Annotated in this window: 16 protein-coding genes, 1 tRNA gene and 1 riboswitch; of the genes, 10 read left to right on the top strand and 7 right to left on the bottom strand. The window is 62.4% G+C overall.

Going from position 1 to position 14832, the window contains the following annotated elements:
* Window positions 1-8: 8 nt before the first annotated feature.
* Window positions 9-539, top strand: a complete 531-nt coding sequence (locus ACIQUB_RS20065; protein ID WP_113239684.1) for a histidine phosphatase family protein — start codon at window positions 9-11, stop codon at window positions 537-539.
* A gap of 86 nt (window positions 540-625) precedes the next feature.
* Here ACIQUB_RS20065 and ACIQUB_RS20060 read toward each other — a convergent pair whose 3' ends face one another.
* Window positions 626-1798, bottom strand: a complete 1173-nt coding sequence (locus ACIQUB_RS20060) for a M20 aminoacylase family protein (protein ID WP_113239685.1) — start codon at window positions 1796-1798, stop codon at window positions 626-628.
* A gap of 237 nt (window positions 1799-2035) precedes the next feature.
* Here ACIQUB_RS20060 and ACIQUB_RS20055 point away from each other — a divergent pair, with 237 nt between their 5' ends.
* Both ACIQUB_RS20055 and ACIQUB_RS20050 read left to right on the top strand, forming a co-directional pair.
* On the top strand, window positions 2036-2698 hold the full coding sequence (locus tag ACIQUB_RS20055) for a sulfite oxidase-like oxidoreductase (protein WP_113239686.1): 663 nt from the start codon (window positions 2036-2038) through the stop codon (window positions 2696-2698).
* Window positions 2699-2909: 211 nt separating this feature from the next.
* The gene (locus tag ACIQUB_RS20050; RefSeq protein ID WP_112433298.1) at window positions 2910-3599 is read left to right on the top strand and encodes a helix-turn-helix transcriptional regulator; all 690 of its coding nucleotides are present in this window, start codon (window positions 2910-2912) and stop codon (window positions 3597-3599) included.
* Here ACIQUB_RS20050 and ACIQUB_RS20045 read toward each other — a convergent pair.
* From ACIQUB_RS20045 to ACIQUB_RS20035, 3 genes are read right to left on the bottom strand one after another with little or no spacing between them, the layout of a single operon-like run.
* On the bottom strand, window positions 3596-4213 hold the full coding sequence (locus ACIQUB_RS20045) for a hypothetical protein (protein ID WP_113239693.1): 618 nt from the start codon (window positions 4211-4213) through the stop codon (window positions 3596-3598). The two genes, ACIQUB_RS20050 and ACIQUB_RS20045, sit on opposite strands and share 4 nt — an antisense overlap.
* A gap of 41 nt (window positions 4214-4254) precedes the next feature.
* The gene (locus tag ACIQUB_RS20040; RefSeq protein WP_113239687.1) at window positions 4255-5001 is read right to left on the bottom strand and encodes a CbtA family protein; all 747 of its coding nucleotides are present in this window, start codon (window positions 4999-5001) and stop codon (window positions 4255-4257) included.
* A 13-nt stretch (window positions 5002-5014) separates the two neighbouring features.
* Window positions 5015-5224 carry a CbtB-domain containing protein gene (locus tag ACIQUB_RS20035; protein ID WP_018902549.1) on the bottom strand — a complete coding sequence of 70 codons (210 nt, stop codon included), beginning with the start codon at window positions 5222-5224 and terminating at the stop codon, window positions 5015-5017.
* Between the two features lie 48 nt (window positions 5225-5272).
* Window positions 5273-5345, bottom strand: a riboswitch (cobalamin riboswitch).
* A gap of 109 nt (window positions 5346-5454) precedes the next feature.
* Between ACIQUB_RS20035 and ACIQUB_RS20030 the strand changes: the two genes are divergently transcribed.
* The 5 genes from ACIQUB_RS20030 (at window position 5455) to ACIQUB_RS20010 (ending at window position 10298) form a co-directional block, all read left to right on the top strand.
* Window positions 5455-6015: a histidine phosphatase family protein gene (locus ACIQUB_RS20030; protein WP_113239688.1), complete on the top strand. Its 561-nt coding sequence runs from the start codon at window positions 5455-5457 to the stop codon at window positions 6013-6015.
* 400 nt (window positions 6016-6415) lie between these two features.
* Complete coding sequence (locus tag ACIQUB_RS20025) at window positions 6416-7981, top strand: EAL domain-containing protein (protein WP_113239689.1); 1566 nt, start codon at window positions 6416-6418, stop codon at window positions 7979-7981.
* A gap of 202 nt (window positions 7982-8183) precedes the next feature.
* Window positions 8184-8807 (top strand): outer membrane protein, encoded by a 624-nt coding sequence (locus ACIQUB_RS20020; RefSeq protein WP_112944403.1) that lies wholly within the window; start codon window positions 8184-8186, stop codon window positions 8805-8807.
* Window positions 8808-8967: 160 nt separating this feature from the next.
* Window positions 8968-9489 carry a cytochrome b/b6 domain-containing protein gene (locus tag ACIQUB_RS20015; protein WP_113239690.1) on the top strand — a complete coding sequence of 174 codons (522 nt, stop codon included), beginning with the start codon at window positions 8968-8970 and terminating at the stop codon, window positions 9487-9489.
* A 221-nt stretch (window positions 9490-9710) separates the two neighbouring features.
* Window positions 9711-10298, top strand: a complete 588-nt coding sequence (locus ACIQUB_RS20010; protein WP_113239691.1) for a transglutaminase-like cysteine peptidase — start codon at window positions 9711-9713, stop codon at window positions 10296-10298.
* A 165-nt stretch (window positions 10299-10463) separates the two neighbouring features.
* Here ACIQUB_RS20010 and ACIQUB_RS20005 read toward each other — a convergent pair whose 3' ends face one another.
* Window positions 10464-12044 carry a hypothetical protein gene (locus tag ACIQUB_RS20005; protein WP_402931479.1) on the bottom strand — a complete coding sequence of 527 codons (1581 nt, stop codon included), beginning with the start codon at window positions 12042-12044 and terminating at the stop codon, window positions 10464-10466.
* A 184-nt stretch (window positions 12045-12228) separates the two neighbouring features.
* Between ACIQUB_RS20005 and ACIQUB_RS20000 the strand changes: the two genes are divergently transcribed.
* Window positions 12229-12819, top strand: coding sequence for a transglutaminase-like cysteine peptidase (locus tag ACIQUB_RS20000; RefSeq protein WP_113239265.1), 591 nt, complete (start codon window positions 12229-12231; stop codon window positions 12817-12819).
* A gap of 220 nt (window positions 12820-13039) precedes the next feature.
* Complete coding sequence (locus ACIQUB_RS19995; protein ID WP_402931477.1) at window positions 13040-14062, top strand: porin; 1023 nt, start codon at window positions 13040-13042, stop codon at window positions 14060-14062.
* 74 nt (window positions 14063-14136) lie between these two features.
* Here the strand turns inward: ACIQUB_RS19995 and ACIQUB_RS19990 are convergent, their stop codons facing one another.
* Both ACIQUB_RS19990 and ACIQUB_RS19985 read right to left on the bottom strand, forming a co-directional pair.
* Window positions 14137-14358 carry a hypothetical protein gene (locus tag ACIQUB_RS19990; protein ID WP_162737601.1) on the bottom strand — a complete coding sequence of 74 codons (222 nt, stop codon included), beginning with the start codon at window positions 14356-14358 and terminating at the stop codon, window positions 14137-14139.
* A gap of 319 nt (window positions 14359-14677) precedes the next feature.
* Window positions 14678-14754 (bottom strand) — tRNA-Met (locus tag ACIQUB_RS19985).
* Between the last annotated feature and the right edge of the window lie 78 nt (window positions 14755-14832).

The following is a 14832-nucleotide window of genomic DNA, read 5'->3' as shown; positions in this document are numbered from 1 at the left end:
AGAGCATCATGACACCAGCCACCCCGCTCCCGCGATACCGCCTGCTTCTGCTGCGCCACGCCAAATCCGCCTGGCCCGATGGCGTCGACGACCATGATCGTCCGCTCGGCGGTCGTGGTTTGAAGGCAGCGCCGTTGATGGGGAGCTTTATGGCCCGCGAGGGGCTGGTTCCCGATCTGGCGCTGGTCTCCACGGCGCGGCGCACGCAGGAGACCTGGGCATTGGTCGGCGCTGAACTGCCTGATGATATCGAGCGGCGGGATGTGGGGGAGATCTACGAGGCGGCGGCGGAGCGGATCGCGGCGGTTATCCGCGGTGTCGATCCAGTTGTCCGTACGCTGCTTGTTGTCGGCCATAATCCGGGGCTGCAGAATCTGGCACTCGATCTCGTTGGTGATGGCGAGAGCCTCACGGAGATTCGGGAGAAATTTCCAACCGGCGCTCTAGCGGTGATCGATTTCGCGGAGGCCTGGGCGAGTATGACGCCAGGGAGCGGTGTACTTCAGCGGTTTGTGGTGCCGCGCTCGTTGCAGGGGTGATGAGCTGCCGGCGGCGGCTGGCATTTTGCTATCTCCTCCTCACCGAGCGAAAATCGTCGTCCGCTATCGGCATCGACACCGTCATGTCACCCCGCAGCCAACTCCCGCTCCACCAGCCGCGTCCAGAACGCCACGCCCGGTCCGATCGCATCATCGTTGAAATCGTAAGCCGTATTGTGATGCAGCGCCCCATCCACCGCCGGGCCGTTGCCGAGCCAGACGTAACACCCCGGCGCTTGCTGCCCGAAGAAGGCGAAGTCGTCGCCAGCCGTCGAGGGCGGGAAGTGTGTCACGACCTTTTCGCCGAACACTTCGGAAGCAGCAGCCAATGCCCGCTCCGTCGCATCCGCATCGTTGACGACGGGCGGAATGCGCCGTTCGAAGCCGTAGTCGGCGGCAATCCCGAACATCGATGCGGTGCCCTCCGCCAACCGGCCGATCTCGTGTTCCAGCTGGTCGCGGACCTCAGGGGAATAGGCGCGCGCCGTGCCGCCGATCTCGACGATATCGGGGATGACGTTGAGCGCCTTGGGGTCGCCCGCCTGAAGCGAGCAGGCGCTGACGACGGCCGGCTGCAGCGGATCGACGACGCGGCCGACGATGGTCTGCAGCGACGAGAGGAATGTGCCGGCGGCAGTGATCGGGTCGCGGCCGAGATGCGGCTTGGCGCCGTGCGTGCCGGTCCCCCGGAAGGTGACGCGCCAGCTGTCGGAGGAGGCAAGCTGCGGCCCGGCGACGACCGCCATCTCATCGACGGCAAGCCCTGGCATGTTGTGCAGCCCGTAGACGGCATCGCAGGGGAAGAGCTCAAACAGTCCGTCCTCCACCATCCGCTTCGCCCCGCCGCGTCCCTCCTCGGCCGGCTGGAAGATGAAATGGACAGTGCCGGAAAAGCCGCGCGTGGCCGCGAGATGCCGTGCAGCGCCTAACAGCATCGTGGTATGCCCGTCATGACCGCAGGCATGCATCTTGCCTGGCACCGTCGACTTGTAGGGCCGATCGGCGATTTCGGGCATGGCGAGCGCATCCATGTCGGCGCGAAGCCCGATCGTCCGTGTGCCGTTGCCCACCTGCAGCGTGCCGACGACGCCGGTGCCGCCGAGCCCGCGATGAACCTTGATGCCCGCCTCGTCCAAGAGCTTCGCAACGATGTCGCTCGTCCGCACTTCCTCGAAACCGAGCTCCGGATGCGCGTGCAGATCGCGGCGCAGCGCGGTGAGGAACGGCAGATCGGCTTCGATCTCGGCGGAAATGGGCATGCGATGGACAATCCTGTAAATGCAATCGGGCGCCGGAGCGACGCCCGTGATAGACCCTGTTTATCAGGCAAACGGGCGGCGAATTCAACCTTTCGCGACTGCAGCATTGCCGTGTGCGGCGCCGTTTTCGCCGACCTCCCGCACTTGTGAACGCGCGGCGAATTTGCGGCATGAAGCGGCAACTTGACAGCAACCGGGCTTGGGTGACGTAATCCCCCCAACGCGAAAGGCCGCATAATGAGCGACGACCAGATCCCCGCCGATAGCAAGCTCACCAATTCGAAACGCCGCTGGGCCGACGAAGGCAAGTTCCTGACCGGCCGCACGAGCAGGCCGGAGACCGACCGGCTGCCGCCCGGCCAGCATCTCGTCAAGAACTGGCCGGTGCTTGATCTCGGCGAACAGCCTGTTGTCTCCACCGACACATGGCGGCTGGAAGTCGGCGGGCTGGTCGAGACCCCGCTTTATCTCAGCTGGACCGCGTTTCAGGCGCTGGAGCAGAGCACCCGCGTGTCCGACATTCATTGTGTCACGACATGGTCGCGCTACGACAACAAGTGGAAGGGCGTCGCCACGCGCGATCTGCTCGACCTCGCCATGCCGAAACAGCAGGCGAGCTACGTCATGCTGACCAGCTATGACGGCTACACGACCAACCTGCCGCTTGCCGATTTCGCCGCGGAAGACGCCATTCTCGCCACCGCCTGGGAAGACCTGCCGCTGACCCGCGAACATGGCGGGCCGATGCGGCTGATCGTGCCGCATCTCTATCTGTGGAAGAGCGCTAAGTGGCTGCGCCGCATCGACATCATGCCGGCGGATGCAGCCGGTTTCTGGGAGCGCAACGGCTACAGCATGTATGGCGATCCCTGGCGCGAACAGCGCTACGCCGCCGATTGATCGTTGCGCATCCGCCAAGCCTCGCACGTTTGCAGAGACCAAACGCGTTTAACGCGCATTCCTTCCAGTTCGACGCGAAGATTTACTCGCCTCTACATTGAATATTCTGTTCAAACGAATCCTTTGGTGTAAGTTGACCGCAGAATGGTGCACCGCATGAACCCATCCTGGGTTGTTCGATTAACCTGCCGCACATTTCACGCCTGAGTTGATGACCAAGGACACCACGTTTCACACTGTCACGCAGAAACTTCTCGACGCCTGGCTGAGCACGTCTCCTGATCAGCCGGGGCCGCCCGAGGCTGTCTATCGCGACGCGGTCGACCTTTTGACGATCAAGATGCGGCTGACAGTCATCGTGCTCGATGGCGAGGATCCGCTCGACTGGCAGCTGCAGGGGGTCCGCTCCTCCGGCTTCGCCTCGCGCATCCTTAACATCAACAAGCTCTTCGCCAACCAGCGCATCGGCGATTTCAAGGATCGCAACTACATGGAGACGGCGGTCATTCCCCGCTATCGCGAGGTGATCGCCTCGCAGAAGCCGTCGATGGAAATGGTCAAGACCACGCTGCTCGGCGTCAACATCGCCTATGAGCGTCTGATCCTGCCGCAAAGGACGACCGAGGCCAGGCCGGCATGGCTTCTGACCGTCACCAACGGCCGCTTCATGTTCAACGCGCCGGAGCAGCAGGCCAAGCTCGACCTCACCGACGAGGCTGTCGTGCAGCTTTTGGCCGAGGGCGCGACCGCCAAGCAGATCGCCACCGAACTCGGCATCTCGCATCGAACGGTCGAGCACCGGCTGGAGCGGATGAAGGAGCGCTACGGCGCCAAGAACACCGTGCACCTCACCGCCATGCTGGTGGCGATGCACCTGCACCGCGAGACCGACCGGAACTAGTTCTGCCTAGGCTTCACGCCAAGCAACCGCCGGCACCCCATCACCATCAGGAAACAGAGAGCAGCAAGGCCGGTCAGCGACGCCATGCTGGCGGGATGGGTTGGGATGTCGGCCCAATGCGGGCGGATCACATCGGCCGTGTTGAAGGCCTCAGCGCTGAAGGCGCAGGTGATCAGGGACAGCCCGCGCATGGTCATGGCGACGTCGATCTCGGAGACGATCGCCCCCGCAGCTTTGGCCTCGCGCGGCATGTCGCGCAGCTTGAGCAGCACCGCCTTGGTGGCCGCAAGATAGGCATGCGAGCATTCATTGAAAGGGCTTGCCTCATCCGTGACGCCGCCGGGCATCTTGCCCCAGAAGCAATAGGCATACTGGATCGCGGCATAGTTCAGCACGCGGCGAAACGGTTCGTCGGTATCGGTGGCGCGCGACGCAAGGTCGATGATGGCGGCCCGATGCTCGGCCATCACGATCATCTCGCCATGCGATATCTCGGGAATGGCAAGGCCGGTGTGCGGCCCGTCGGTGCTGCGCTGATGCGCAAGCGCTTGCCCGCCGGCGGCAAGCAGCGGCAGGATGAGGCACAATAACAGACGGGCGGATCGAGCGATCATGTCGAACAAAAGCCCCGGCCGAACCGGGGCTTTCCTTTTCGTCAGTGAAGAACCGGCGCGGCCGGCCGGCGAACGGCCGAGGCAACCGCCAGCTTGCGCTCGGCAAGCGCCCCGAATGCGAGGCCGATCACGGTCCACAGGATCGCATGCATGCCGATCGAGGTGGTGCGGAACCGCCAAAGCACCAACGCCGAATAATTCTCCGGCACTTCGTTGATGACAGGCAGCAGATACTGCACGACGCCGATGAAGAGCACATAGGCAAATCCGGCGATGATCGCGCCGTTCCACGCACCGAAGCGCGGCACCAGCCGCCGGGCAAGCGAGATCGCGGCAATCAGCGCGGCGATCGACACCACGATCATCAGGAAGAACAGCTCGGTTCTGACCCCGATCGTATCCGGATTGCCGACCGCGGGCGGATTGGCGGGATACTTGATGTTCGGCACGATGACGACGGCAACGAAGGCCGCCGCCGCGATGACCGCCGAGGTGCCCCGCGCGCTGAGGCTGCTGACGCGGCCCTGCACGAAGGCGAAGATCAGCGCGAAAATGCCGCCGACGGCGATCGCATAGGCCATCACGCCGGTGAACAGGCCGATGCCGGCCTGCGTGGCGCGGCTCACCAGTTCCGGCTCGGCCGCTTCACCGGCAGCCTGTGCTGCCGCCTCTTCGAAACCGATCGCCTGATCGACGAGCGGCTCGCCGAACGTATGGGCAAAGGCAAACACCAGGACGCCAGCGATCAGGCCCGCCAGCATGCCGCGAAGCAAAAGTTTTCCAACCATGTCTCAAACTCCCTTAATGGCAGGGAAAGCCGAGCAGGTGTCGGCCGTCATGCACGAATTCGTGCACATACATGCCGTTGAACAGCGCCATCGCGCCTTCTTCGGTGCCGACGAAATAGATGGCGATCAGCATTAGCAGGCCGCCGAAAATGGCCCATGGCAGGATATCGCCGACCGGAATGGGAGCAGCCACCGAGGTGGGCGCGAGCGTGGTATGAGACATGAATTCCTCCTGGAATAACGCGTTCAGTCGAGAATGTTCGTGGGTAGGGTCTGACTTCCAGTTTGAGGTATCCTCATCCTGATCACAGTGGCGCGACCGCACCGGAATTTCACCGGCTTCCAAACCTACGAGATCAACGTTATAGCTGCCGGCCTCGACCTGTCAACGCGCTGTCACACAAGGGCACAGTTGCAGAAGGGCAGCGCTCGCATGATGAGGAAAAAACCAGCGTGATGACGCGTCTCACCTTCATCTGTCACGGCGCCACGGACGCTGTCAGGCAGGCCCGCTTCCCGCTCGACGAGGCGCTGGAGGACAAGGCGATGATCGACGCCCGGGCGCTGGCGCCAGGAATGCCGCGCGCCGACCGCATCATGACCAGCCCCGCGCTGCGCGCCCGCCAGACGGCCGATGCCCTCGGGCTTGGCGCCCACATCGCTCCCGCTTTGGCCGATTGCGATTACGGCCGATGGGCGGGCCAGTCGATCATGACGCTGCTGGAGAGCGAACCGGACGCCCTCTCCGCCTGGCTGACCGACACCGACGCGGCTCCGCACGGCGGCGAGAGCATCCGCGCCCTTCGCGATCGCGTCGCGCCTTGGATGCAGGCGCAGTCCGCGCTTGGCGGCCACGCCATCGCCATCAGCCATGCCCCCACCATCCGCGTCGCGGTCTTGATCGCGCTTGGAGCGCCGTTGCCGTCCTTCTGGCATATCGATGTCGAGCCGCTTTCCGCCATCAGGATGACCAGCAACGGCACACGCTGGTCGCTGCGCTTCGACCGCGTGTAATTTCAATAGTTTCACATCCAGAAATTTAGATAAGCCTTGCGCAAGCCAATTGCGCAAAAGCTAAATCGCCTGGCTTCTCCAGGTGATAATCCTTCGTAAAAGGAGGCCTGACCATGTCTTACGACTGGAACGGGGCGCGGCTGAAACGCACGCGTCTCATGCGGTTTACGGGCGGCGCGATCTTTCTGTGCCTGGCCGTCACCGTCTCCATGCTGATGCATCTCTAAGAGCATGTGAATAGCGGGCGAACGACGATGTTCGCCCGTTTCCTTTCCCGTATTTCATTAGATACGGATACGCCTATGAGTAGGCGGCAATAACTAGAAGTCACCCCCTAGTTTCAACGGATACTTTAGACTTCCGTGCTATATCCCGCCAAGGTGGAGATGGAGTGGGGAGCATGCCGGTATTTTTCCGGAGCAGAGCCGGACGGCAGTGGCTGTCCCTCATGGTGCTTGGCGCGGCCTTGTGGGTCGTCGGCGCGGTGTTGCAATTCGGCGATCTGCTCGCCTTGTTCGTCCAGCAATTCGATAGCTACGGCGCCGACAAGCTGGTTCTGGCGCTCGCCGTCGCCGGCACGATGAGCTTCGTCTATTCCGTCCTGCGCATCACCGATCTTCGCAAGGAAATGGACTTGCGCGCCAAGGCGGAAGCCAAGGCCGACTGGACCGCAACGCACGACCACCTGACCAAGCTTCCCAACCGCTACGCCTTCGAGCGCGCCGTTCTCCTGCATCGCCGCGCGCAGATCGATGCATACAGCGACGAATGGGAGCGCAACGTCAGCATTTTCTGCGTCGATCTCGATGGCTTCAAGAAGGTCAACGACCTGATCGGCCACAATGGCGGCGATGCGCTGCTGGTCGAGGTCTCCAAGCGCATCTGCGCCATCGGCAGCGCCGATTCCGTTTATCGCTTCGGCGGCGACGAATTCATCATCGTCGCGACCGGTCTTTCGTCGCAGCACGAGGAGCGCCTGTCGCGGCTTTTGATCCAGGCCGTCACGCGCCCGATCCACATCAATGGCTTTGCCGTCGAAGTCGGCGCCAGCGTCGGCTATGACCGCTGGCAGCAGGGCGAACGCCTGGAGGATACCGCCCACCGCGCCGACCTCGCCATGTACGAAGCCAAGTCGCGCGGGCCGAACAACTATCTCGCCTTCGAAGCCTCGATGCGCGACAAGGTAGCACTGCGCGCCTCGCTCGAAGCGAAGCTCCGCGTCGCGATCAAGAACAAGGCTATCCGTCCGTTCTATCAGCCGCTGATCGATCTGAAGACCGACGAGGTCTGCGGCTTCGAGGCACTCGCCCGCTGGACCGACGACGAAGGCAACAGCATTCCACCCGCAGTCTTCATCGGCATTGCCGAGGAGACCGGGCTGATCACCGTCCTCTTTGAGGATCTGCTGAGCCAGGCCTGCAATGATGCGCTCGCATGGGACGATCACATCACGCTCTCCTTCAACGTCTCGCCGGTGCAGATGGAAGACCGCCTGTTGACATCACGCATCTTCAAGGCGCTGACGGTCAACGATCTTCCCGCCCATCGTCTCGAGATCGAGATCACCGAAAACGCCCTGATCCAGGACCCGGCGAGCGCCGCCGCCGTCCTCGATGAACTCCACGATGCCGGCGTGCAGATCGCCCTCGACGATTTCGGCACCGGCTATTCCAGCCTCTCGCAGCTCGCCAGCTACCGCTTCGACAAGATCAAGATCGACAAGAGCTTCATCGCCACCTATCGCGACGACGAGCGCCAGGAAAAGATCGTGCGCGCGATGCTGGCGCTCGGCGTCAGCCTCAACATCAAGACCACCGCCGAAGGCATCGAGGAGCCGCGCCAGCTGAACCACCTGCTGGAGCTCGGCTGCGATGTCGGCCAAGGCTACTTCTTCGGCCGACCGATGCCTGCCGCCGATATAGGCGCATTCCTGAGCCAGAGAAACGCGACTTTGGCCGCCGAATAGGCACTCTCCCGGCCCTTCGCCGTAAAATTAGCCATTTGTGATGGAACCATTCGAGATGTGGCGACGTTGGTACGTCGGGTCGCATAGGCGCCATTGTCTGCGGCACGGCTTCTTCGTGCGAAACGCAGCGATCCACGGTTGGGCACCGCGGTTCCCGATTGAAGTGAAGAGTGTACCCTTATTCATAGGAGAGGGATCTATCATGAATGTTCGCATCGTTACTGCGTCAGCAGCGATACTCATGCTTGCCGGGTCAGCGTCGGCGGCCGACCTTGTCTCCGAACCACCACCCGCACCCGTCGAGCAGGCAGCACCTGTCTTCACCTGGACGGGCTTCTACACCGGCCTTCAGGGCGGCGGCGCCTGGGGCAATGGTGATTTCTCCGGCATCGGCTCGTCCAACATGAATGGCGGCCTGATCACCGGTTTCGCCGGCTATAACTGGCAGCTGGACAACAGCATCGTGTTGGGTGTCGAGGGCGACGTTTCCTACAACTGGAACTCCGAAGACGTCGGCGTCAACAGCTACAAGTTCGACACGACGGGATCGGTTCGCGCCCGTGTCGGCTATGCGCTTGACCACGCCCTGCTCTACGGTGCCGCCGGCTGGACCGGTGCCCGCGGCCATGTCGATACGCCTCTCGGCAGCGACAGCGCCACCTTCTCCGGCTGGACGGTCGGTGCCGGTGTCGACTACGCCTTCACCGACAACATCTTCGGCCGCCTCGAATATCGCTACAACGATTACGGCAGCAAGGACCTTCTGGGCGTCGATACCGACTTCAACCAGAACGTCGTGACCGTCGGCGTCGGCTTCAAGTTCTGACCTCGCATATATCAAGGCGGCACGCCGCCTGTCGAAAGAGCCCGGTCCTGCACCGGGCTTTTTCGTGTCGAGAGCAGGCGGAGCGACGCGGGCGCGTTTCAGGCTTGCGTCAGTTGAGAGGGCTATGCGGCGCCTGGGCTGACAACCGAAAGCGATCCGCATGCCGCTTGAAACGCACACCGCGACATCTTCGTCCCCGCAATCCTATTCACTCGCGCAACGCATCCTGCATTGGCTGACGGCGCTGCTCGTCTTCTTCAATCTCCTGTTCCCCGACGGCATGAACGCCTGGAACCGCAGCATGCGCCTCAACGGCACGGCGACAGCAGACCAAATCGCAAGCGCCAACATCCATGCCTGGGCCGGCATCGCGATCCTGGTCGTTGTGGCGCTTCGCCTCCTTCTGAGGGCAACGCAAGGCGTGCCGGCACCTTCGGCGGAGGAACCAGCGCTGCTACGCGCGGCAGCGAGCATCGCGCATGGCCTGCTCTATCTTCTGCTGCTCGCCATGCCGCTGAGCGGAATGGCCGCCTATTATTTTGGGATAAGCGCAGCAGGCTCCGTTCATGCCGAGATCTTGAAGGTCGTGCTGTGGGCGGTGATCGGCCTGCACGTACTCGGCGCCCTCGCCCACCAGTTCTACTGGAAAAGCGACAGGCTGCGGCGGATGACGGTCGGGTAAGTGAGGGTGGCCCGGACGCAAAGATCTGTGGGCTTTGCCTGACAATACCCGCGATTTCCTTGTCCGACTCACCATCAGAAGGTAAGAAGGCGCTAATAGACGGCCGCATTGAAAGGCCGAACCGTTAGTACGTCTTCAACCTCTAACGCATAAAATTTCAATCAAATTCAGCAACATAGACTGCCGCCGCGTGCCCACGCGGCGAGCCGAAAGGTGTGATCATGCGCATATCATTCATGATTTCAGTATTGGCGACAATGCTGATGGCCTTCCCCAATACCAGCACGGCCGGCTCCATGCTACGCGCCTCCCGGTCGATCGGCGCGCCCATCGGCTTCCCCTCGGCCTGCACCCGCTATGCCTGGCTCTGCCACAACACCAGCAGCGGCGACATCAGCGACGAAAAGGCGATGCCGCTTCTGAAGAAGATCAACCGCGATGCCAATTCAAGCGTCCGGCCGGCAACGGACTATGCCACGACGGGCAAGGCCGAATACTGGTCGCTGCCGATCAACAACAAGGGCGATTGCGAAGACTACGCGCTTTTGAAGATGAAGTCCCTGCTCGACGCCGGCTTTCCCGCAAACAAGCTCGCCATCTCAGTCGTCATCGACCGCAACGGCGGCAACCACGTCGTGCTGCTCGCCCGCCTGAAGTCGGGTGACTATGTGCTCGACAATCTCGCCGGCAGCGTAAAGCCTTGGTCCAGCACCGGATATACTTTCCTCGCCAGCCAGAATTTCAACAACAAGAGCGCATGGCAGGTCACCCTTGCCGGACCGCGCGCGGCCCAGTTCTCCGGCACCTGAGACCATCCGAGATCGCTGCGCCGGCGCTTCGCGACCTGCCGACGGCATCATGTCTAAACTCCAAAAGCCCGGGCACCTCGCCCGGGCTTGATGTTTGCGAAGGTGAAATGGCGCGGCTTTTGTAAACCGTCGCCATTTCCCCATCGAGGCATGCGCGACCGAGGCTTAGTGACCGCTGCTGCCGCCGGCGCCGCCGTTGCCACCAGAGCCACCGGAACCGCCACCGGCACTGCCGCCGCTGCCGCCGTTGCCGCCAGCACCACCGTTGCCGCCGCCGACACCGCTGCCGCCGCCACCACCGTTGCCGCCGGCACCGCCGCCGCCGCCGCTGCTGCCGTTGCTGGAGCCGTTGCCGCCAGCACCACCGTTGCCGCCGGAGCCGCCGTTACCGCCGCCGTTGTTGCCGCCGGCGCCACCGTTGCCGCCGGTACCGCCGCCGCCGCCGCCGCCAGCGCCACTACCGCTGCCGCCATTGCCGCCGGCGCCGCCGTTGCCGGCATTACCGCCGTTACCGCCGTTGTTGCTGCCGCCGGCGCCGCCGCTGCCGGCATTACCGCCGTTGCCGCCGCTTCCGCCGCCGTTGCTGCCGCCACTGCCGCCAGCACCACCGTTGCCACCGCTTCCGCCGTTGCCACCGTTGTTGCTGCCGCCGGCGCCGCCGTTACCGGCATTGCCGCCGCTTCCGCCGTTGCCGCCGTGGTTGCTGCCGCCGTTGCCACCGGCACCACCGTTGCCGGCATTACCGCCGTTGCCGCCGTTGTTGCTGCCGCCATTGCCGCCATTGCCGGCCTTGCCGCCATTACCACCGTTGCCACCGTGGTTGTCGCCGCCATTGCCGCCTTTGCCGCCGTTGCCGCCGCTGCCGCCCTTGCCGCCACGGTTGTTGCCGCCGCTGCCGCCGTTGCCGGCAGCACCGCCGTTACCGCCGTCGCCGCCCCACCAGCTGCCGCCAGTGCCGCCGCCGCCGCCGTTGCCGCCCTTGCCGCCATTGCCGCCACGGTTATTGCCCCCGTTGCCGCCGTTGCCGGCCTTGCCGCCGTTACCGCCGTCACCGCCCCACCAGCTGCCGCCATTGCCGCCATTGCCGCCGTTGCCGGCATTGCCGCCATCGCCGCCGCGGTTGTTGCCGCCGTTGCCGCCGTTTCCGGCATTGCCGCCGTTGCCACCCTTGCCGCCATGGTAGTTGCCGCCGTTTCCGCCGCCGCCGCCATTGCCGCCATTGCCGCCATTACCGCCGTAGTTGTCGCCGCCATTGCCGCCGTTGCCGGCATTGCCGCCGCTACCACCGCCTCCACCGCCACTGCCGTGACCGTGGCCATGTCCGTGGCCATTTCCATCACCGGGGTCGTTCCAACCACCGCCATTGTTGTTGCCGCCATGATGGCGGCCACGATGACGGCCACGACCGTTGCCGTCATCCTCGCCGCCAGGATCACTGATTACGGTGATAGGGCCGGCGCTTGCAGTATCGGTACCACCGCTGCTACTGCCGCCATTATTGCTGCCACCATTGTTGGCACTGTTGTTACCGGAACCGCCGTTGCCGTTCCGTCCGAACCGATCATGGTTGGAATCCGTGAAGGGATTTTCGTCAAAAATCGACTGCACCGGGAAGCACAGTCGCTCCTCAATCGATCCCGGCTGCACGTTTCTGCAATCGAGATTGAGCGCCTGAGCGCTCCCTAGGCTCGTTCCTGCCAGCAGAAATCCTACACTGACAGAGAGCTTCAATAGTGTTCTGTTCATTTCGCTCACTCCCATCGTTAACGTGGCGTTAACAGGGAATTTTTATATGAGTGAGCTATAAATTAGAAAGGACAAATAAAAATGAGGAGCGTACTCATTTCGGCTGCAATTGCATTATTTAGTATAAAAGCATCATCTAATAGTAGATAATCGCGGAACCACTGGGCAACACAAGGAGCTTTATATGCGGAGAATTGCGGCCAATCTAAGTTTTGTTATGAGTATTCTTTTAATTTCTAGTCAGAGTTTTGCAGGGTCCGAAATTCCCGCCAGCCGTTCTATCGCTCCACCTGTTGGATTTGGTGCTGCCTGTGCCAAATACGGATGGGTATGTCATGGAAAGGGTGGCACCGATGTTGGGGACAAGGAGGCGTTGCGGGCGCTTCAGGCGGTCAATCGCTATGTAAATTCGAAGGTGAAGCCGACCGAGGACCGCATCACCAAGGGCCGCCGTTCGGACGACTGGACGCTGCCCGTCAACAACAAGGGGGATTGCGAGGATTATGCGCTCCTGAAGATGAAGACGCTGCTCGATATCGGCTTTCCGACCAGCAAGCTCGCGCTCTCGGTGGTCCTCGATCACAGCGGCGAGAACCACCTCGTGCTGATCGCCCGTCTGAAGTCCGGCGATTACGTGCTTGATAACCTCGCCTACAACGTCAAGCCATGGCAGCGCACGGGCTACACTTTCCTCGCCAGCCAGAACTTCAACAGCAAGGCCAATTGGCAGGTGACCCTGGCAGGGCCTCGCGCCAGCCAGTTCCCCAAGGGCTGAAAGGACGTTCTAGGCGCAATCAACCATTGAAGGCCGCGCAATGCGACCTTCACAACCGGCGCTGGAATCTCTCGCTTTGCTGGTACAATTAGATATGTTGCGGATGAGATACAGGTTTCGCAATGCAGCATGAGCGTCCGCGCCGCCACAATGTTGTCATCGGACTGTCACCGGCCATCCAGTAGGCAAATTCCTATCAACCACGATAGGAACGCCCCCTATGACTATCCGTACCATCCTCCTAGGCACAGCCGCCGCCATGAGCATCATGTCGGCAGCACAGGCCGCCGACGCCATCGTCGCGGCCGAACCCGAAGCCGTCGAATACGTCCGCGTCTGCGACGCCTACGGCACCGGCTACTTCTACATCCCCGGCACCGAGACCTGTCTCTCGATCGGCGGCTACATCCGTGTCGAGGAGCGTTTCGGCCGCGACCGCTCCGGCACGTCCGATTGGTCGTCATGGACCCGCGGCCAGATCACGCTGAGCTCGAAAAGCGAAACCGAATACGGCACGCTGACCGGCGTCATCACGCTGCGCACCAACGCCGAAAACGCCACCAATCAGACCGCCCTTCTGCAGGAAGGCTATATCGACCTCGCGGGCCTGCGCGTCGGCATGCAGTATTCCTGGTGGGATAACGACAAGAGCATCGGCACCGGCGAAACCGACGTGATCTCAAGCAACCAGACGATCCATAACTCGGTTCGCTACATGTACGAGACGCCGAACTTCAGCGCCGGCGTGTCCGTCGACGAACTGGAAGATCGCTACCGCACCAAACCGGGCGAAGGCCCGAACAACATCGGCGTCACCGGCCAGCTCTTCGGTAAGGCCGGCGCTGTCAGCGGCTACCTGCTAGCCGGTTACGACACCGACACCGAGGAAGTGGCGTTGCGCGGCATCCTGTTTGCCGACATCGGCCCGGGCCAGCTCGGTGTTTACGGCCTGTGGGCCAGCGGCGCCAACTACTACTACGAGGAATCCGAGTGGGCACTCGGCGCGCAATACGTCTACAAGGCCACCGACAAGCTCTCGATCATCCCCGGCTACCAGTATTTCAGCAAGATCTCGCTGGATTCCAACGGCGAGTTCACCGGCGGCGACGCCTGGCGCGCCGGCGTGACCGTCGACTACAAGATCGCCAAAAACCTGCTCACCAAGCTCAGCGTCCAGTATTACGACCCTGACAACGCACCCGAACAGGTCCAGGGCTTCCTGCGCTTCCAGCGTACCTTCTAAGCAAACGCAAACGACCTGGGTCGCGCTTCGGCGCGGCCCGCCTTCTTGTTATCTCTGTGTGAATTGTGGGCCCGCTAATCCGCGCCGCGCGCGGAGAATATGATCGCGGCACCGGCAAAGCTGATCAGCAACCCACCGAACATCCACCAGTTCGTCGTCGTGGACGGCATCACGCCGGCATGGCCGATATAGCCGCTCGCATGCGCGGCCAGCACCGCACCTCCCGCGATCGCGACAATTCCAAGCATGTAAAGCACGACCCGCATCGTCACCCCTGCGACAGCAAGGACGGTCACGCCCGCCCCGTCAATTAACGATCAATCGCGGGCGATACGGTCGCCCGGAGTGAATACGCACGGACGGCAAAAAAGTTGCATCGTCGCCACGCAATAGCCGGCTCAGGAATGAGAAAAGGCGAGGAAGTGTTTTTTTGGTGGCGGAACAATGCGATCCGACCTATCGTTTCCTCTAGGCAATGGAGGTTGCCGAAGGAGGAAAACATGAACGATAGCGTTTTTGGCTTTCTGGTCGCCGCGGAAATGTCCGCTTTGTTTTGGGCTGGTGTATTCCTGGTGGCCGGCACATTGTCTTAAGACGTTGTTATCGCCGGAAGAATGGTAGCGGGGGGCGGAATTGAACCGCCGACCTCAGGGTTATGAATCCTGCGCTCTCACCAACTGAGCTACCCAGCCAAACCACCGAACGATGCCGATTGCGATGCGCCCGGCTCGTTGAATGAGCGGCTTATAAGGCGGCCTTCACGGTCATGT

It is taken from the genome of Rhizobium sp. NPDC090275, from assembly GCF_044772225.1.
In the GTDB taxonomy this organism is placed as follows: Bacteria; Pseudomonadota; Alphaproteobacteria; order Rhizobiales; family Rhizobiaceae; genus Rhizobium.
Note: the sequence above shows the minus strand (reverse complement) of the source record. Positions and strands in the feature narration are given on the sequence as shown.